Below are 18,170 nucleotides of genomic sequence, written 5' to 3'. Positions count from 1 at the left end.
GAGCGGCGGTCAACGAATCGGTGACCGCCGTCGAACTCGCCGGGATCACCAAGCGTTTCCCCGGAGTCGTGGCCAACCACGACATCCACCTCACCGTCCGCAAGGGCACCGTGCACGCCCTGGTCGGCGAGAACGGCGCCGGCAAGTCGACGCTGATGAAGATCCTCTACGGCATGCAGAAGCCGGACGAGGGCACCATCGCCGTGGGTGGCGAGCAGGTGACCTTCTCGTCGCCGGCCGACGCCATCGTCCGCGGCATCGGCATGGTCCACCAGCACTTCATGCTCGCCGACAACCTCACGGTCCTCGAGAACGTGGTCCTCGGCAGCGAGAAGCTCTACGGCATCGGCGCCAGGGCCCGCCGCAAGATCAAGGAGCTCTCCGAGCGTTACGGCCTCGGCGTCGAGCCCGACCTCCTCGTCGAGGAGCTCGGCGTCGCCGCCCGCCAGCGCGTGGAGATCCTCAAGGTCCTCTACCGCGGCGCCACCACCCTCATCCTCGACGAGCCGACCGCCGTGCTCGTGCCGCAGGAAGTGGACGCGCTCTTCGCCAACCTGCGCGAACTGCGCTCCGAGGGCCTGTCGGTCATCTTCATCTCCCACAAGCTCGGCGAGGTGCTCTCCGTCGCCGACGAGATCACCGTCATCCGCCGCGGCACCACCGTCGGCACGGCCGTCCCCTCCGAGACGACGCCCCGTCAGCTCGCCGAGATGATGGTCGGCAGCGAGCTGCCCACGCCCGAGACGGCCGAGTCCACCGTCACCGACCGCCCGGTCATCAGCGTCGACAAGCTGCGCCTCGCGGCCCCCGGCGGCAAGGCCCTCCTCGACGACATCAGCTTCACCATCCACGCGGGCGAGATCCTCGGCATCGCCGGTGTCGAGGGCAACGGCCAGACCGAACTCGTCGACGCCCTCATCGGCCTCCGTGCCGCCGACACCGGCACCATCCGGCTCGCCGACGAGGAGATCACCGCCTGGCCCACCCGCAGGCGCCGCGAGCAGGGCATCGGCTACATCCCCGAGGACCGGCACCGCCACGGCCTCCTGCTGGAGGCACCCCTCTGGGAGAACCGTATCCTCGGCCACGTCACCGAGAAGCCCCTCGCCAAGGGCGTGTGGCTGGACCCGAAGGCTGCCCAGGAGGACACCCGCCGGATCGTGACGGAGTACGACGTCCGCACCCCCGGCATCGACGTCACCGCGGCCTCCCTGTCGGGCGGCAACCAGCAGAAGCTGATCGTCGGCCGCGAGATGAGCCACAAGCCGCGCTTCCTCATCGCCGCGCACCCCACCCGGGGCGTGGACGTCGGCGCCCAGGCCGCCATCTGGGACCACATCCGCGAGGCGCGCCGCGAGGGCCTGGCCGTGCTGCTGATCTCCGCCGACCTGGACGAGCTGATCGGTCTGTCCGACACGCTGCGCGTGATCTACAACGGCAAGCTGGTCGCGGACGCCGACCCGGCCACCATCACCCCCGAGGAGCTCGGCTCGGCCATGACCGGCGCCGCCACCGGCCACCTCGAGCACGACGACACCCCCGAGACCTCGAAGGCCGACGCCCCCGAGTCTCCGGAAGACGAGGCCCGCTGATGAAGAAGTTCGACAAGGAGCGCCTGCTCCTCGCGGTGGCCGGACCGGTCATCGCGCTGGCCGTGGCCTTCGTCCTGAGCGCGATCGTGCTGCTCGCCTCGGGCAAGAGCCCCTTCGAGCCGTTCGCCCTGATGTTCGAGCAGCTGGGCTTCTCCGACATCCAGGTCCTGATCATCAACCAGGCCTCGATGTACTACATCGCGGCCCTCGCGGTGGCCATCGGCTTCCGTATGAACCTGTTCAACATCGGCGTCGACGGCCAGTACCAGCTCGGCGCCATGATGGCCGCCATCGTCGGTGCCCATGTGGCCCTGCCGGCCGTGCTGCAGGTCCCGCTGCTGCTCCTGACCGCCGTCCTCACCGGCGCCTTCTGGTCCGGCATCGCCGGCGTCCTGAAGGTCACCCGGGGCGTCAGCGAGGTGGTCGCCACGATCATGCTCAACGCGATCGCCACCTCCGTGATCGCCTACATGTGGCTGCCGAACGTCTTCGGTGTCAAGGCCGGCAACAACAACACCACCGGCGAGATGTCCGAGTCCGGCTGGATCCCCGGGATCAGCCTGGGCGACGCCGGGGAGATCTACGGCCTGGTGCTGCTCGCCGTCCTGCTCGGCATCGGCTACTGGATCGTCCTCAACCGCACCCGCTTCGGCTTCGACCTGCGTGCCTCCGGCGCCTCGTCGACCGCCGCCGCGGCCAGTGGCGTCGACCCCAAGCGCATGGTGCTCACCGCCATGCTGATCTCCGGCGGCATCGCGGGCCTGGCCGGCCTGCCGATCCTGCTCGGCGACAGCCACACCTACGACCTCAACTTCCCCACCGGCATCGGTTTCCTCGGCATCGGCATCGCCCTGCTCGGCCGCAACAGCCCGGTCGGCATCGCCTTCGCCGCCCTGCTGTGGGCCTGGCTCGACAAGGCCTCGCCCGAGCTGGACTTCCACGGCTACGACAAGGAGATCGCGGTCATCATGCAGGGCCTGATCGTCCTCTCGGTCGTCGTCTCCTACGAGGCCGTCCGCGAATGGGGTCTGCGCCGCCAGCAGCGTCGCGTCGGCGCCGAACTCGCCGCCGGACACGTCCTCGGCGCTCAGAACACGAAGGAGGTGGCTGGCCGATGACCACCGCGACCGACGTCAACCAGCCCACGCTGCAGCCCGCGGCGCCGACCGGCCGCCGCCTGTCGTGGCCCGTCCTGCTGCTCGTCATCGCCGGAGGCCTGGCGCTCACCTCGATCGTCCGCCTCATCACCGGCGCCGACGGGATCACCAACGTCAGCCAGATGTCCACCGCGCTCCAGCTCGCCGTGCCGATCGGCCTCGCCGGTCTCGGCGGCCTGTGGGCCGAGCGCGCGGGTGTGGTCAACATCGGCCTCGAGGGCATGATGATCCTCGGCACCTGGTTCGGCGCCTGGGCCGGCTTCCAGTGGGGCCCGTGGACCGGTGTCCTGGTCGGCATCCTCGGCGGCGCGATCGGCGGTCTGCTGCACGCCTTCGTGACCGTCACCTTCAACGTCAACCACATCGTCTCCGGTGTGGCCATCAACATCCTCGCCCTCGGAGCCACCCGCTACCTCGCGCCCCTCGCCTTCGAGGGCCACACCGGCGGCTCCGCCAAGCAGTCCCCGGCGGTGGAATCCCTCGGCAACTTCACGGTGCCGGGACTGTCCGACGGCCTCAGGGAGCTCAACGACAAGGGCTGGTTCCTGATCTCGGACATCTCCGGCCTGCTCGGCGGCCTGGTCACCAACGTGTCCTGGCTGACCCTCATCGCCATCGCGCTGATCCCCGGCACCTGGTGGGTCCTGTGGCGCACCGCGTTCGGCCTGCGGCTGCGCTCCTGCGGTGAGAACCCGGTCGCCGCCGAGTCCCTCGGCGTCAACGTCTACAAGTACAAGTACATCGCGGTCGTCATCTCCGGCGGTCTGGCCGGCCTCGGCGGTGCCTTCCTGTCGCTCGTCGCCAACCCCTTCTACCTGGAGGGCCAGGTCAGCGGACGCGGCTTCATCGGCCTCGCGGCGATGATCTTCGGCAACTGGATGCCGGGCGGCCTCGCCCTCGGCGCGGGCCTGTTCGGCTACACCGACAGTCTCAACCTGCGCGGCGGCTCCGCCAACGTGCACGCCCTGCTGCTGCTCGGCGCGCTGCTGCTGATCATCGGGGCGATCTTCCTGGTGGTCCGCAAGAAGTACGCGCCGTCGATGATCACCGCGGTCGTCGCCGCCCTGGTGTTCGCCTGGTACGCGACCACCGACGAGGTCCCGAACCAGGTCGTCTCCGCCACGCCGTACGTCATCACCCTGGTGGTCCTCGCCATGTCCGCGCAGCGGCTGCGCATGCCGAAGGCGGACGGACTGCCGTACCGGAAGGGGCAGGGCAAGTGACCGGCACCGGCCCGGACGTCGACTGGGAGAAGCTGCGCGCGGTGGCCCGGGACGCCATGTCCCGGGCGTACGCCCCCTACTCCGGCTACCCGGTCGGCGTGGCGGCCCGGGTCGACGACGGCCGGATCATCTCCGGCTGCAACGTCGAGAACGCCTCGTACGGGCTCGGACTGTGCGCCGAATGCGGCCTGGTGTCAGAGCTGCACAACACCGGCGGCGGCCGGCTGACGCACTTCACCTGCGTCGACCGCGACGGCGAAACGCTCGTCCCGTGCGGCCGCTGCCGCCAGCTGCTCCACGAGTTCGGCGGCCCGGACCTGCTGCTGGAGACCCCCGAGGGGATCCTGCCGCTGTCCCGGATGCTGCCCCAGGCCTTCGGCCCGGAGCACCTCAGCAAGTAACTTCCGTGCGGCCCCTCTGAGTTGCTCACGCGACCGGCTCAGAGGGGCCGTACGGCTTCTGGAAACCTCGGAAGGAAGCCAAGCCATGGCCATGGACGTCATCTCCGTCATCCGCACCAAGCGGGACCGCGGTGAACTCAGCGACGCGCAGATCGACTGGGTCATCGACGCGTACACCCGCGGGGAGGTCGCCGACGAGCAGATGTCCGCTCTCGCCATGGCGATCCTGCTGAACGGCATGAACCGCCGCGAGATCGCCCGCTGGACGGCCGCGATGATCGCCTCCGGCGAGCGCATGGACTTCTCGTCCCTGTCCCGCCCGACCGCCGACAAGCACTCCACCGGCGGCGTCGGCGACAAGATCACCCTGCCCCTGGCCCCCCTGGTGGCGGCCTGCGGCGCGGCCGTACCGCAGCTGTCGGGCCGCGGCCTCGGCCACACCGGCGGCACCCTCGACAAGCTGGAGTCCATCCCCGGCTGGCGCGCCCTGCTGTCCAACGAGGAGATGCTGAACGTCCTCGACACCACCGGCGCGGTCATCTGCGCCGCCGGTGACGGCCTGGCCCCTGCCGACAAGAAGCTCTACGCGCTGCGGGACGTCACCGGCACGGTCGAGGCGATCCCGCTGATCGCGTCCTCGATCATGTCCAAGAAGATCGCCGAGGGCACGGGCTCGCTGGTCCTGGACGTGAAGGTGGGCACGGGTGCCTTCATGAAGACCATCGAGGACGCCCGCGAACTGGCCTCCACGATGGTCGGCCTCGGCACCGACCACGGCGTGAAGACGGTCGCGCTGCTGACGGACATGTCCACCCCGCTGGGTCTGACGGCCGGCAACGCCCTGGAGGTCCGCGAGTCGGTCGAGGTGCTGGCCGGCGGCGGCCCCGCGGACGTCGTCGAGCTGACGATCGCGCTCGCCCGCGAGATGCTCGACGCGGCCGGCGTCAAGGACGCCGACCCGGCGAAGGCCCTGGCCGACGGCTCGGCGATGGACGTCTGGCGCCGCATGATCGCGGCCCAGGGCGGCGACCCGGACGCGCCGCTGCCGGTCGCCCGCGAGCAGCACGTGATCAAGGCCCCGTCCTCCGGCGTCCTGAGCCGCCTCGACGCCTACGACATCGGTGTCGCCGCCTGGCGTCTCGGCGCGGGCCGGGCCCGCAAGGAGGACCCGGTGCAGGCGGGCGCGGGCATCGAGCTGCACGCCAAGCCGGGCGACACGGTGACGGAGGGCCAGCCCCTTCTCACCCTCCACACGGACACGCCCGAGCGCTTCGAGTACGCCCTCCAGTCGATCGAGGGCTCCTACGACGTCGCAGGGCCCGGGACGGACTTCACGGCGTCGCCGGTGGTGCTGGAACGTATCGCCTGACCAGGCGTTTTCCCTTTCGGGTGAACGGGACCGGTGGACCCTTGCCGGTCCCGTTCGGCATGCTGGGATCGGTGACGCACCGATAGGAGAACCGCCATGAGCGCACTCACCGTCGACCACTCCCCGGCCAACCGACACGAGTGGGACGACCTCGTCCGGATCTGGCAGGAGACGGACGCGCCGGAGGGCTGCAAGGTGGAGATCATCGAGGGGATCGTCACCGTGGCGCCACCGCCGTCCAACGCCCACAACGACATCGCTGACCTGGTTCAGCGAGCCCTGTACGAGGTCATCCCCAGGCACTGGGGCATCTACCAGACCCTGGGTACGGCGGTCCCCTCCCGTGACGGGCTCTACATTCCTGATCTCGCTGTAGCCCCCAGGCAGGTGCTGCGTGACGAGGGTGGCAACTTCATCCCGGCGGCTGCCGCCGAACTCATCGTCGAGATCACCTCCAAGTCGAACGCGGCGCACGACCGGATCAAGAAGGCCGCAGGCTACGCCCAGGCGGGAGTCCCGCTGTACCTGCTCATCGACGGCTGGGCCCCCGGCGGTCCCACCATCACGCTCTACGGCGAACCGCGACGGGATGTCTACCGGGTTCTCGACGCGGGCAAGTTCGGAGAACTCATCACGCTGCCCGAGCCCTTCGGCCTCGCCCTCGACACCGGCGAGTTCGCCGAGAACTGAGTCACCCCAGCACCGCCGCCACCACCACCAGCACCGGCACCGCAAGCACCGTCGACAGCAGGATCGCCTCCCTCGCCAGCACCTCGCCCACCCGGTAGCTGCTCGCGTAGGTGAACAGGTTCTGGGCGGCCGGCAGCGAGGACGTCACCACCACGTCGAGCAGCAGGGCACCGCGCAGACCGAAGACACCCGCCGCCAGAGCCCAGGCGACCAGGGGCTGGAACACGGACTTCAGGGCCACGGCGAGGAGCACCGGGGCCCGTTCCGCGCCGCGCAGCGGCAGCGTGCTGCCGCGCAGGGAGATGCCGAAGGCCAGCAGGACCGCCGGGACCGACATGTTGCCGATCAGGGTGAGGGGGTCCAGCAGGGGGCCTGGCACCCTGAGGCCCGACGCCGAGACCGCCACCCCGGCCAGAGAACCCAGGGCGATCGGATTGCGCAGCGGCGTCAGCAGCCGCTGCCACAGGGGCCGCTTCTCGCCACCGCTCGCCAGGTCCAGGACGGTCAGGGCCACCGGTGTCACCCCGACGAGCTGGAACAGCAGCACCGGCGCGACCAGCGACGCGTCGCCCAGCACGTACACGGCGATCGGGATGCCCAGGTTCCCGGAGTTGACGTAACTGGAGCACAGCGCGCCGATCGTCGTCCGGCCCACGCCCCAGCCCCGCGCCGCGCCCACGGCCACGAAGACACCCGCGGCCGCGGCCGTGCTCATCGCCGTGACCAGCAGCCGGCCGGAGAAGATCACCGACAGGTCGGCCTGTGCGAGGGTCGTGAAGAGCAGCGCCGGGGACGCCACGTGGAAGGCGAGCTTGGTGAGGACCTCGCGGCCGCCGCCGCCCAGATACCCCCGGCGGCCGATCAGATAGCCGACGCCGATGACGACGGCGATGACCGCGAACCCGCTCAGCACCCCCCGCACGGCACCTCCCCACCGGCGAGGAAGGCATAGGGCAGCGCGGCGGGGGCAGATGGTTGGGGCATACAGCCAACCCTCCGGGGAAGGCGCTGCCCGGGTCAATGTGATCTTCACGGCGCAGAAAGGCCGCACGGCGGCTCGGCAGGCCGCGCGGCGGCGTCGGCAGGCCGCAGGGCGGCCCGGCGGCCCGGACGGTCGCGATGAGTTACAGCCGCCCGCCCGGTCTACCGATCGTGGACGCCATGACACCGCCCGTGCTCGTACTGCCCGGCCCTGTCACCCGGGACGAGGTGAGAGGGCTCAGCGACGACGTGCGCGCACTGCTGCACGGCAGTGGTGCCCGGGTCGTGGTGTGCGATGTCGCGGGCCTGGGGCCGCCGGGGCTCGCCGCCGTCGACCTGCTGGCGAGACTCCAGCTGGCCGCCCGCCGGGCCGGGGGACGGATCCGGCTGCGCGACCCCGACCCGGCCCTACGCGCCCTGCTCGACCTGGTCGGTCTCCGCTTCGAGGTGGAGGGGGAGGTCGAAGAGCGGGAACCAGCGCTGGGTGTCGAGGAAGCAGTGGAACCCGGTGATCCGGCCGTCTGAGATCTCCAGCACCTGGACCGCCCACGGTGTGAAACCGCCCTTCTCGGGGTCCGGCTTGTACTGCGCGAACCCCGGCAGGCCGTTGACCTGCACGGGCACCAGCCGGGAGCCCGCGCAGGGAGCGCCCAGGGTGGTCATGAAGCCGGTGATGTCCCGCGTGCCGGTCAGCCACAGGTCGAACGGCGGCATCGTCATGACCGCGTCCTCGTGCAGCAGGGCCGTCAGCGCTGCCATGTCGTAGCCCTCGAAGGCCGCCACATAGCGGTCCAGCAGCTTCTTCTGGTCCTCGTCCAGCGGGTCGGAGACGGCCGCGTCGGCGCCCGGCTCCTGTCGGTCGGCCAGCGTGGCGCGGGCCCGCTGGAGGGCGCTGTTCACCGACGCCACCGAGGTGTCCAGCAACTCGGCGACCTCACTGGCCTTCCAGGCCAGGACCTCGCGCAGGATCAGCACGGCCCGCTGCTTGGCCGGGAGCTGCTGCAGGGCGGCCATGAAGGCGAGCCGCACGGACTCCTTGGCGACCGCCGCCTCCGCCGGGTCGCCGGTCGTGGGCAGCACGCGGGCGTCCGGCATGGGCTCCAGCCAGGTGTTGTCCGGGCGGGGGGAGAGGGCGGCCTGGGCGAGCGGGGTGGAGTCGGTCAGGTCCATGGGCCGGGCCCGCTTGTTGCCCGCCGTCAGCATGTCCAGGCACACGTTGGTCGCGATCCGGTAGAGCCAGGAGCGCAGGCTGGAGCGGCCCTCGAACTTGTCGTAGCTGCGCCAGGCGCGGACCATCGTGTCCTGCACCGCGTCCTCGGCCTCGAAGGACGAGCCGAGCATCCGGTAGCAGTACCCCGTCAGTTCCGTCCGGTGTGCCTCCAGCCTGGTGTCCAGGTCCGTCGGTGCCGCCGTGCCGTTCGCCATCTCCACCCACCCCTGTGGACGTTCTGTTCACGCGCCGTTGCGCCCCAGCACTTCGGAAGCTACCGCAGCCCACTGACAACGGCCCCCCGAGCGCAGGAAAGCGCAGGTGGAAGCAGGTGACCCAGTCCGGCCGCGACGGGCCCGCCGGTCTTCACAGGAGCTCCTTGACGGACATGAGCAGATGCCGGTGCGCCCCGGCCCCGGCCACCGTGCCCGTCTCCCCGTCGTCCGGGGCGTCCGGGGCGGCGTACACCAGCACCCGGTCGATCCGGAACTCCATGAAGAATCCCCCTGCTCGGTCCGGTGGTCAGCCGGCGCGGACGGTATCCGCACCCACTGACAACCGGCCCCGGACAGGGGGACCGACGGCGGTGCTCAGGCAGCCGTGGCCAGGTGGCGGCGCTGCAGCCGGGCCGCGCGGGTCCCGAAGACGGTGATCGTCACGACACCCAGGACCGCCAGGAGCCCGACTCCGACCGTCCCGGCCCAGCCGCCCGCGTGGAAGGCGATGGCGCCGACCGTGCTGCCCGCGCTGGAGCCGATGTAGTAGGCGGACTGGTACAGCGCCGAGGCCTGGGCGCGGCCGTGCGTGGCCGTCTTGCTGACCGCGGAGGAGGCGACCGCGTGGCCCGCGAAGAAGCCCGCCGTGATCAGGACCAGGCCCAGCAGGACCAGCGGGAGGGTGCCCGCCAGGGACAGCAGGAGGCCCGCCGTGGTCGTACCGCCCGCCGCGTACAGCGCGCCCCGGCGGCCCAGGCGGCCGACCAGCCGGCCCGCGGTCGACGCCGACGCCGTGCCGACCAGGTACACCAGGAAGATGGAGCCGATGATGCCCTGCGGCAGGGAGAACGGGGCCTCGGTCAGCCGGTAGCCGATGACGGTGTACACGCCGCCGAACACCGTCATGAACAGCGCGCCGATCGCGTACAGCCGGCACAGCAGAGGGTTGGAGAGGTGGTCGCGGACGGTCCGGGCCAGGACGCCCGGTCGCAGCGAACCGGCCCTGAAGTGGCGCGGGGCGGGCAGCAGCAGCCGGAAGGCCACCGCGCAGGCCACCGCGACCACACCGATGACCCCGACGGCGGCCCGCCAGCCCCACTCCTGCGCGACCCAGCCGGTGATGACGCGGCCGCTCATCCCGCCGACGCTGTTGCCGGCGACGAACAGGCCGATCGCGGTGACCAGAGCCTTGGGGGTGACCTCCTCCGCGAGGTACGCGGTCGCCGAGGCGGGCAGTCCGGCCAGGGCGGCGCCCTGCAGGGCCCGCAGCGCGATCAGCACGCCGAGGGAGGGGGCGAAGGGCACCAGCAGCCCGAGCGTGACGGCCACGGCCAACGACGCGGTCATGACCGCCCGGCGTCCGAAGCGCTCCGACAGGGCGCTCATCGGCAGCACGAACAGCGCCAGTCCGCCCGTCGCGGCGGCCACCGTCCAGCTCGCGTCGCTCGCCGCCACCCCGAACTCGCCGGAGATGAGCGGGAGCAGTGCCTGGGTGGAGTACAGCAGCGCGAAGGTCGCGACACCCGCGAGGAAGAGGGCGAAACTCATCCGGCGGTAGCCGGGGCCACCCGGGGAGACGCGTGAGTCGACAGCAGGGACAGAGGCATCGGCGCCCACGACGGTGGACGCCCCGGTACTGGCGGGAGACATGCCTCGAACCTACGGACGCCCCCACTGATCCGTCCAATGCATGGAACGTTCATAATCGTTCCCATGGTGCATCAGCAGAGCTCACAGGGTCGCCTGTCACCAAGCAGTGACACAGAAGACATGGCGGAGATGTCGAAGCTGCTGGCTCCGCGCCTCGCGTACTTCGCGGGCGTCGCCCGCACCGAGCACGTCACCCGCGCCGCCCAGGAGATGAACGTCCCCCAGTCGACCCTCTCCCGCTCCATGGCCCGCCTGGAGCAGGACCTGGGCGTCGACCTGTTCGCCCGGCACGGCCGCACGGTCTCCCTCACCCCGGCCGGCCGCACCTTCCTCGCCTCCGTGGAGCGCGCCCTGGCCGAGATCGAGCGCGCCGCCGAGGAGGTGCGCGCCGACGCCGACCCGACGACCGGCAAGGTCGCCTTCGGTTTCCTGCACACCATGGGCGCCGAGACCGTCCCGGGACTCCTGCACGCCTTCCGCGCCGACCACCCGCGCGTCCGCTTCAGCCTCGTCCAGAACTACGGCGAGGCCATGCTGGAGCGCCTGCGCGCCGGCGAACTGGACCTGTGCCTGACGTCCCCGGTGCCGGACGCCCCCGACCTGGTGGCCCGCCGCCTGGACGAGCAGAAACTGCGCCTGGTCGTCCCCGCCGACCACTCCCTCGCCGGGCGCCGCCGCATCCGCCTCGCCGAGGCGTCCGACGAAACGTTCGTCACCCTGGAACCCGGCTACGGCCTGCGCCGCATCACCGACGACCTCTGCAAGGAGGCCGGCTTCAAGCCCCGCATCGCCTTCGAGGGCGAGGAGGCGGAAACCCTGAGGGGCTTGGTGGCGGCGGGCCTCGGGGTGGCGCTCCTGCCCCCACCGGCCGTCCCCCGTCCGGGAGTCGTCGAACTGACGGTGACCGCCCCACGCGCCGTCCGGGAGATCGGAGTCGCCTGGCTGGAGGGCCACCCGGACACACCCCCGGTGGCAGCCTTCAAGAGGTTCCTCCTGTCCCGCAAGGGCCGGCTGCTCGCCGACTGAGATCGCCGTATGGGCAGCGCCGACGGCCCTGACCGGATACGCTCACCTGCGCCTGGATCGCCCGGATTCCTGTGGGGGGTTGATGCTGAGTCAGGTGACGTCGGAGGCTGTCCACGCAGGCGGGCACCGGCCCTTGCGCGACTCGTGGAGCCGCTCCTTTCCCGTCGTGCCGGCTGCCGCACCCGAGCAGCGCCGCGAGGCACACAAAGCCGTACGGCTGTGGGCGGAGCACATCACCGGGCACGCGATCGAGCGCTGCGCCTGGGGCCGGAGAAGCGGGCACACGGGCTCCCGGGACGTACGGGGCCTGACTGTCCTTTTGGCCGTCGAAGGCGCCGCGGCACCGTCGCCGGCCTCCACCTCGGCAGCCGGGCGCTGACCGCCGCGGGACATCGGGGGCGACATGGAGTGGATCGTCACCTTGGTGACGCCGGACGGCGCGGAACGCGACGTCGTCCTGGAGGCCCACGAGCTGGCACGCATGGGGCACGCAGCCGACGAGATCGCCGCCCACTGTGGTCTGCCGCACACACCACAGCTCTTCGGTCGCGGTGGCAGACTGCCGTATGGCCTGCGGCTGGTGGAGGCGCCGCTGTACGACGGCGAGTCGCTGTGGCTGGACCACGCGCCGCCGGCGGAGGAGGCACGCGAACGGCAGTACTCGCGCCTGCCCGAGAACCTCGTGACGGAGGGGGCGGGCGGCACGCTGCTGTACGCGCGTCCCTCCCGCCAAAAGTCTTCGATGTCGCCGGAGGACGGGAACTCGCTGCACCACGAGCAGGAGACCGTCGCCAGGGTCTTCGAGGGGGGAAAGCGGCGGTGGGCACTGCTCAGGCTGCTCGCCCGGATGTGGGGCAGCAGAAAAGCCCTGGCCGAGCTGATGCTGGCGTACGGACTCATCGAGTGCCCCGGTCCCGACGTGGTGCGGCAGGTCGCGTACGGGACGCACCCCATGCTGGGCTCGGCTCAGCTGTGGAGGCGACACCAGGACGCCAAGAACTTCCTCCGGCTGCGCGCAGCCGCCGCCCCGCAGCCGAACGGCAGGCCGCTGATGGTGTCCCTGCCCGGAGAAGCCCCCGTGCTCGGGATCGCCGGGCCGGGGAGCCTGCCCCGGGAGACAGCCGCATGGCTCGTCGCCCAGGCCGCCCTGCTGCACGGTCCCGCCGATGTCGGTTTTCGCGTACTGACGGACTCGGCGGCCGAGGACGCCTGGGCTTTCATGCGCTGGCTGCCGGCCGCGCGAGCGTACGGCTCCTCGGATCCCCGGCCGCGCGTCGACGCGACGGTGGCGGGAGTCGAGCGGCAGATCAGGGAGGTATTGGGCACGATCCGGCAGCGGCAGAGCCGTCGGGAGGTGCTCTTGGGGGCCGAACGTCCCGTCACCGTTCTCATCCTGGACGGAGCGCGTCGGTTCCGGTCCTTGCGCGCTGTTCCGCAGATCCTGGAGGAGGGCCCCGGCGCAGGGGTCTACACGATCTGCCTGGAGTCGGAAGCACGCTACCTGCCGTCAGAGTGCCGGGCAGTGATCGAGGCGGAGCCGTCGCACGTCCGCTATCGACCGCCTGCCACTGACGCACCGCCGGGCGAGGCGTCACAGGCCTCACCCGGCGGTGCGGCATCCGCCAAAGGCGCCCGTCCCGAGTCTGCGACATCGTGGGTCCCCGACCGGGTCACGCGGGAGTGGCTGGAGGAAACCGCCCGTGGCCTCGCCCCGCTGCGTGACGCGGCCGCCCAGGGGCAAGAGAACCTGCGATACCACCGTCTGTTCGATCTCCTGGGTCAGGACGGCCTCGACAGCCGGAGGACGGCGGCGCGCTGGCGTGCAACCCCGCGCAGCACCCGGGCCGTGGTGGGCGCCGGGACCGACGGCCCGGAGGCACTGGACCTCCGCGCCCACGGCCCGCACGCGCTCATCACGGGCGCGACGGGCTCGGGCAAGACCGAACTGCTGCGTACATGGCTCGCCTCCTTGGCCGCCGTCAACCGACCCGATGAGATGAACTTCCTCCTCATCGACTACAAGGGGACGCTGGGTCTCGGTGATCTGGGCCAACTGCCGCACACCGTCGCCCTCACCTCCGACCTGGACGGCGCGTTCGGCCGGCGTGTGCTCGCCGCGCTGGGGGCCGAACTCCGTCGCAGGATGAAGCAACTGGGCGAGGCGCACGCGCGGGACTTCCAGGAGTACGCCGAACTGCGCGACCGTTCGCCGGGGATGGCTCCGATGCCGCGGCTGGTCGTCGTCGTGGAGGAGTTCTCCCCGCTGGCGCACGAACTGCCGGAAGTCCTCCAGGGCCTTATCGACACGGCCCGCCGGTCCCGCTCGCTCGGCGTCCATCTGATCCTGACCACCCAGAGCGTCGGCGGCCATTTCGCCTCCGCCATCCGGTCCCTGACCAACATTCACATCGCCCTGCGTACGTTCAGCGCCGCTGACAGCATCGCCGCCATCGGTGTGCCCGACGCTGCGTTCATCTCCGGCTCGTCTCCCGGGCGGGCGTACGTCCGCCTTGGTGCCAGGCCGCTGTTCGCCATGCAGACCGCCCTTGCGGCGCATGGGATCCGAGGCCGGGGAAGCGGCCCGGACGTACGGGTCCGGGACGCGTTCGCGCCGGTCAGGGCTCGGCGCGGAACCGTGGTCCCGCACGACGACGCCGACCAGACCACGGACGTGGATCTGCTCGCGAGGGCCCTGTGGGACGCCGCGGAAGCTCTGCAGGTGCCCGCTCCGGTCTCACCTCTGCCGCCTCCCCTGAGCGATGTCGTACGCCTGACCGACATCGAGCCGCAGACCGTCGGCCGAGACCTGCCGCCGCTTGCCTTCGCACTGGCGGATGTGCCCGAGGAGCAGGCCCACCTACCCGTGCTGCTGGACCTGGCGGGCGACCGGAACCTGCGGATCGTGGGCAAGCCGGGCAGCGGCCGATCGCAGGTCCTGCGCACCCTCGCGGCGGCGGTGGCCCGCCAGCACAGTGCCGCCGACGTGCACGTGTACGGCATCGACTGCGGCGACGGAGCCCTGCAGGCACTCACGGAACTGCCGCACTGCGGCGCAGTGGTGACCGCGGGACGTCCCGACCTGGTGATGAGGCTTCTCGGCCGGCTCACCGCCACCGTGCGCAGACGTCACGAGCTGCTGCACCAAGGCGGCTTCGAAGACGTCGCGGCGCAGCGGCAGGCTGTCGCCTCGCAGCGCAGGATGCCCTACCTGCTGGTGCTGGTCGACAGCTGGGAGGCGTTCGTCTCCTGCATGGAGGCAACCGAGCAGACGCAGGCGGTCGACGACATGCAGGCCCTGCTGCGCGACGGGCCACGCGCCGGGGTCTGCACCGTACTGGCCGGAGCCCCACGGCCCCTCGGACACCGGAAGCTGGGCTCCTACGCCGAGCGCGTCCTGGTGCTGCCCTTGAGGAACCGAGAGGACTACGAATACCTGGGCATCGAGCGGTACGGCCCGATCGACCAGGTCCCCGGACGCGCCCTGGACACCAGCACCGGGCGGCTCGTGCAGATCGCCGTGCTGCCGGGGCCGCTCACCCGCAAGGGACAGACCGACGGCCTGGCCTCCTGGGCAGCGGGCGCCGAGGCCCGCGGTGCGCACGTGCCGCCGAGCCGCCGCCCGTTCCGCGTCGAGGACTTCCCCCTGGTCGCGGACCAGTTCCACGTCGGCGATGCGCGCGGCCGGCCGATCGGCCGCGAGGAGGAGATCACCTGGCTCCGGGACCGGTTCGCCGCCGGCACGTCGGTGGCGTTGCTCGGCCAACGGAGGGCCGGCAAGTCCTGGGTCCTGGAGGAACTCTCCCGCCGGCTGAGGGACGACGACGGCGCCAGGGCCGTGCGGCGCATCGTGCTGCCGCCCGGCGGCGGTGTCGACAGCCCCGACGCCCTGGCCGAGCTGCTGGACGACGGTGTGCGGGGCGGTGCGGGTGCGGCACGGCGGCTGATCGACCGGGTGGGAGACAGGTCGGGGCGCGACCGCCCCGCGTTTCTGCTCGACGAGATCGGGCGTCTGGTGGCCTACGATCCCGTCGTCGTGTCCTGGCTGCGGGATCTGGGACAGGCCGGCGCCTGGCTTGTCTATACCGGGACCGAGAAGGACTGGAACCAGGTGGTTCGCTGGGCCCTGACCGCACCGGGCTCCAGCTTCGGCAACGACGTCAACGCCCGAGTGCTCGGCCCGCTGGGCCGGCGCGACGCCCTGACCTTCCTCACCGGCACCGCCGCCAACCTGGGCGTAGACCTCGCCCCGGAACGCACGGGCACCGCCGTTGTCGGTCTCGTGGGCACCTGGCCGTTCTATCTCCAGGTGGCGGGCGACGCGGTGGTCCGGGCTGTCCAGGCGAACTCGCTGCGACCGCTCACGGACACTCAGGCGCTGAAGGAGCTGGTGGACGAGCGTCTCATCGGCGACTGGAACCACCACTTCCTGGCCCGCTGGGCCGAGATCGGCGAGGCCGGCCGGGCAGCGTTGCTGGCGGAGCCGGGCTGCGTCCCGGCTGGCGCGGCCCGTGCCCAGCGTCAGGACCTGCGCGAGGTCGGGCTGCTCCGGCACGCCGACGAATGGCTTTCGGATCGGCCGTTCTTCGACTGGATCGCACGCAACGCAAGCCCGCTGCGGGATGGGGAGCCACATCGATGAACCACTTCCGGCCCAGCCAGGCCTACAGCGCCGAACTCGACGTCAGGTTCACCGGAGGGGAAGTACCGGGGTGGGCCCGCCCTTTGGTGGAGGGGCGGGCGCCGAACAGCCTGGCCTGGTTCGTGGTGCTGCCCCGCCGGGCAGGCAAGACCTGGTTGGCCCAGGCCGTGGAGCACGCCCGGGCGGGGGACCCCACCCTGCGGGTCGACCTGCGGGCCCACGCGGCGACCGTGCGCAGACTCGGCCTGGGCTGTCTGATCGGGACGCGCGGAGCACCCCGTGTCCACCCCGGCACCGTGGTCCTCGTCGACGAACCGGCCCTGACCCAGGGCGGCCAGGGGCAGGAGGCCGCGCGGGTGCTCGTCGACGGGCTGGCCCGGCTCCGCGAGGCCGAAGCCGTTCCGGTGGTGCTCGCGACCCCCGCCGAACACGCCCTGCTCGGTCCCCTGCTGGGTGTGGACTTCCCCAAGGACGTACTGCGGCCGCCCCTGCTCGACGAAGCCGAGTGCGCCCGGATGGCGGCCCGTGCCCCCGACTGGGCACCGCAGGTCGTGGCCCGGCTCCAGGCCGCCGACCCCGCTTGGCTGCAGACGCCCTTCCTCCTCGAACTCACTCTGCAGATGTGTGAGAGCGACCCGGCTCTGCGTGCCGATCCGGCCACCCTGACACGGGCTGCCTACGAGGAGGCCATCACCCGTCACGCGTACATCGACCAGTGGTTCCACAACGGACTCGCCACGCGGCACCGGGCAGCACTGCGTGAGGAGCGCTGGCGTGAAGCCGGACTGCCGCAGCGCGCAGGTGGGAGCGCGGACGTGGACCGGCTCCGGGCCGACCCCGTCCTTGTCCGGCACCTTCCCGAGGTGCTGCGCGTCCACCATGTGTCGGACCTGCACCACGGCGGCGACCTACGCGCCAACGTCGACGCCAAGGACACCACCGAGGCCGGCCGACGGCTCGCCGAACTCGCCGGCGCCGGTTCGCCCCTGGCCAGCTACCTCGACCACGTACGGGGCCTGGGTGTGCGCGCCCCGCACCTCGTGATCGCCACAGGGGACCTGGTGAACCGGCCCACGGACGCCTTCGGCCGGCAGGCCCTGAACTGGCTGCGGGAACTCGGCACCTGCCTGGCGGACCACCCCGACCTGCGTGCTGACGACCCCCGCGTGCTGCTGGTCGGCGGCAACCACGACGTCTCCTGGGAGCGGTGCCTCGACCCGGACCCCGCCGCCCGGCACGAGTGGTTCGCCCGGGTCTTCCGGGAGTACCCGCACCCCGACCTCGATCGTCCCGACAAGGATCGCAGGCTGTACGTCGCGTATCCCGAGGCCGGGCTCAGGGTCGCCCTGTTGGGCAGCGCCGAGTCCGGCGGTGAGCCTGCCCGCGACCAGGACCGCAGGCTCCTGCACGAGATCCGGGAGGAGTTCGCCCACGCCGTCGACGAGGACGAGGACGAGGACGAGATCTGCTCGCTCATCCAGGACTTCGAGCGGGTCGACCCAGGTGTCGTCGCTCGCGGCGTGCTCGACCGGCTGAGCGCCGAGGCCGGGTACACCACGTTCGCCGCCCTGCACCATCCACTGTCCCCGGTCCCGTCGGTCGAAGTCTCCCCGTACTCCGGGGTGGTCAACGCGGGGCAGGTCAAGTGGGCTCTGGCCGCCGCGGAGACCTCACTCGTCCTGCACGGACACACTCACCTCGCCTTCCTGGCCGCCGAACGGTTCCTCAACGGTGGACGGGGCTGGACCACCCGGATCGCGGGCGCCCCGGCACTCGGCAGCCTGCACACCGACGAGCAGAACGGCTACAACGAGCTTCTCCTGGCCCGCGAAGGCAACGGCCATACGATCGTCCTGCGCACAGTCCGCTTCACGGGTGGCCAGTGGCTCCCGCAGTCACCTGCCGCCTTCCGCCCGGGAGCCCCGGACGAACTCCCTCTGGAGCGACTGACAGACGACCGGGCCTGAGAGGTCCTTGCACTGGGCCCGTCCGGAGCGCGGGGCTCCGGGACCGCACC

General features: G+C 71.5%; 14 protein-coding genes. 10 read left to right on the top strand and 4 right to left on the bottom strand.

Annotated elements, in window-relative coordinates:
• Positions 1–20 precede the first annotated feature (20 nt).
• The 6 genes from ADK65_RS35435 to ADK65_RS35410 all read left to right on the top strand — a co-directional run bounded on the left by ADK65_RS35435 (position 21) and on the right by ADK65_RS35410 (position 6,432).
• Positions 21–1,592 carry an ABC transporter ATP-binding protein gene (locus tag ADK65_RS35435; protein ID WP_053675554.1) on the top strand — a complete coding sequence of 524 codons (1,572 nt, stop codon included), beginning with the start codon at positions 21–23 and terminating at the stop codon, positions 1,590–1,592.
• Entirely contained in the window at positions 1,592–2,710 is a 1,119-nt protein-coding gene (locus tag ADK65_RS35430; RefSeq protein WP_053675552.1) for an ABC transporter permease, read from the top strand. Before ADK65_RS35435 ends, ADK65_RS35430 begins: the two co-directional genes overlap by 1 nt.
• Positions 2,707–3,972 (top strand): ABC transporter permease, encoded by a 1,266-nt coding sequence (locus tag ADK65_RS35425; RefSeq protein WP_053675550.1) that lies wholly within the window; start codon positions 2,707–2,709, stop codon positions 3,970–3,972. Before ADK65_RS35430 ends, ADK65_RS35425 begins: the two co-directional genes overlap by 4 nt.
• Entirely contained in the window at positions 3,969–4,373 is a 405-nt protein-coding gene (locus ADK65_RS35420) for a cytidine deaminase (protein WP_053675548.1), read from the top strand. The genes ADK65_RS35425 and ADK65_RS35420 overlap by 4 nt, the downstream gene beginning before the upstream one ends.
• 91 nt (positions 4,374–4,464) lie before the next feature.
• A complete protein-coding gene (locus ADK65_RS35415) occupies positions 4,465–5,742 on the top strand; it encodes a thymidine phosphorylase (RefSeq protein WP_199825759.1) in 1,278 nt (425 codons plus the stop codon).
• 96 nt (positions 5,743–5,838) lie between these two features.
• The gene (locus ADK65_RS35410) at positions 5,839–6,432 is read left to right on the top strand and encodes a Uma2 family endonuclease (protein WP_053675543.1); all 594 of its coding nucleotides are present in this window, start codon (positions 5,839–5,841) and stop codon (positions 6,430–6,432) included.
• A 1-nt stretch (position 6,433) separates the two neighbouring features.
• On the opposite strand, the gene ADK65_RS35405 is transcribed toward ADK65_RS35410, so the two are convergent.
• Positions 6,434–7,354, bottom strand: a complete 921-nt coding sequence (locus ADK65_RS35405) for an AEC family transporter (RefSeq protein WP_053675541.1) — start codon at positions 7,352–7,354, stop codon at positions 6,434–6,436.
• 197 nt (positions 7,355–7,551) lie between these two features.
• Between ADK65_RS35405 and ADK65_RS37785 the strand changes: the two genes are divergently transcribed.
• Positions 7,552–7,938, top strand: coding sequence for an STAS domain-containing protein (locus tag ADK65_RS37785; protein ID WP_159038864.1), 387 nt, complete (start codon positions 7,552–7,554; stop codon positions 7,936–7,938).
• On the opposite strand, the gene ADK65_RS35400 is transcribed toward ADK65_RS37785, so the two are convergent.
• From ADK65_RS35400 to ADK65_RS35395, 3 genes are all read right to left on the bottom strand, one after another.
• Positions 7,822–8,838, bottom strand: a complete 1,017-nt coding sequence (locus tag ADK65_RS35400; RefSeq protein ID WP_053675539.1) for a sigma-70 family RNA polymerase sigma factor — start codon at positions 8,836–8,838, stop codon at positions 7,822–7,824. The two genes, ADK65_RS37785 and ADK65_RS35400, sit on opposite strands and share 117 nt — an antisense overlap.
• A 151-nt stretch (positions 8,839–8,989) precedes the next feature.
• The gene (locus tag ADK65_RS39705) at positions 8,990–9,118 is read right to left on the bottom strand and encodes a hypothetical protein (protein WP_267889767.1); all 129 of its coding nucleotides are present in this window, start codon (positions 9,116–9,118) and stop codon (positions 8,990–8,992) included.
• A 95-nt stretch (positions 9,119–9,213) separates the two neighbouring features.
• The gene (locus tag ADK65_RS35395) at positions 9,214–10,488 is read right to left on the bottom strand and encodes an MFS transporter (protein WP_053675537.1); all 1,275 of its coding nucleotides are present in this window, start codon (positions 10,486–10,488) and stop codon (positions 9,214–9,216) included.
• Between the two features lie 63 nt (positions 10,489–10,551).
• Between ADK65_RS35395 and ADK65_RS35390 the strand changes: the two genes are divergently transcribed.
• The 3 genes from ADK65_RS35390 (at position 10,552) to ADK65_RS35380 (ending at position 18,120) form a co-directional block, all read left to right on the top strand.
• Entirely contained in the window at positions 10,552–11,514 is a 963-nt protein-coding gene (locus tag ADK65_RS35390; RefSeq protein WP_053675536.1) for a LysR family transcriptional regulator, read from the top strand.
• 403 nt (positions 11,515–11,917) lie between these two features.
• On the top strand, positions 11,918–16,153 hold the full coding sequence (locus ADK65_RS35385; RefSeq protein WP_053675534.1) for an FtsK/SpoIIIE domain-containing protein: 4,236 nt from the start codon (positions 11,918–11,920) through the stop codon (positions 16,151–16,153).
• Positions 16,150–18,120 (top strand): metallophosphoesterase family protein, encoded by a 1,971-nt coding sequence (locus ADK65_RS35380; protein ID WP_053675532.1) that lies wholly within the window; start codon positions 16,150–16,152, stop codon positions 18,118–18,120. The genes ADK65_RS35385 and ADK65_RS35380 overlap by 4 nt, the downstream gene beginning before the upstream one ends.
• Positions 18,121–18,170: the final 50 nt, after the last annotated feature.

Origin of the sequence: Streptomyces sp. NRRL B-1140 (assembly GCF_001280065.1) — a bacterium.
GTDB lineage: Bacteria > Actinomycetota > Actinomycetes > Streptomycetales > Streptomycetaceae > Streptomyces.
Note: the sequence above shows the minus strand (reverse complement) of the source record. Positions and strands in the feature narration are given on the sequence as shown.

Excerpts from the sequence above, each read along its gene's own strand:
- ADK65_RS35430 (WP_053675552.1), top strand. The coding sequence starts at position 1,592 with ATGAAGAAGTTCGACAAGGAGCGCCTGCTCCTCGCGGTGGCCGGACCG.
- ADK65_RS35425 (WP_053675550.1), top strand. The coding sequence starts at position 2,707 with ATGACCACCGCGACCGACGTCAACCAGCCCACGCTGCAGCCCGCGGCG.
- ADK65_RS35415 (WP_199825759.1), top strand. The coding sequence starts at position 4,465 with ATGGACGTCATCTCCGTCATCCGCACCAAGCGGGACCGCGGTGAACTC.
- ADK65_RS35410 (WP_053675543.1), top strand. The coding sequence starts at position 5,839 with ATGAGCGCACTCACCGTCGACCACTCCCCGGCCAACCGACACGAGTGG.
- ADK65_RS37785 (WP_159038864.1), top strand. The coding sequence starts at position 7,552 with ATGAGTTACAGCCGCCCGCCCGGTCTACCGATCGTGGACGCCATGACA.
- ADK65_RS35400 (WP_053675539.1), bottom strand. The coding sequence starts at position 8,838 with ATGGCGAACGGCACGGCGGCACCGACGGACCTGGACACCAGGCTGGAG.
- ADK65_RS39705 (WP_267889767.1), bottom strand. The coding sequence starts at position 9,118 with ATGGAGTTCCGGATCGACCGGGTGCTGGTGTACGCCGCCCCGGACGCC.
- ADK65_RS35395 (WP_053675537.1), bottom strand. The coding sequence starts at position 10,488 with ATGTCTCCCGCCAGTACCGGGGCGTCCACCGTCGTGGGCGCCGATGCC.
- ADK65_RS35390 (WP_053675536.1), top strand. The coding sequence starts at position 10,552 with ATGGTGCATCAGCAGAGCTCACAGGGTCGCCTGTCACCAAGCAGTGAC.
- ADK65_RS35385 (WP_053675534.1), top strand. The coding sequence starts at position 11,918 with ATGGAGTGGATCGTCACCTTGGTGACGCCGGACGGCGCGGAACGCGAC.
- ADK65_RS35380 (WP_053675532.1), top strand. The coding sequence starts at position 16,150 with ATGAACCACTTCCGGCCCAGCCAGGCCTACAGCGCCGAACTCGACGTC.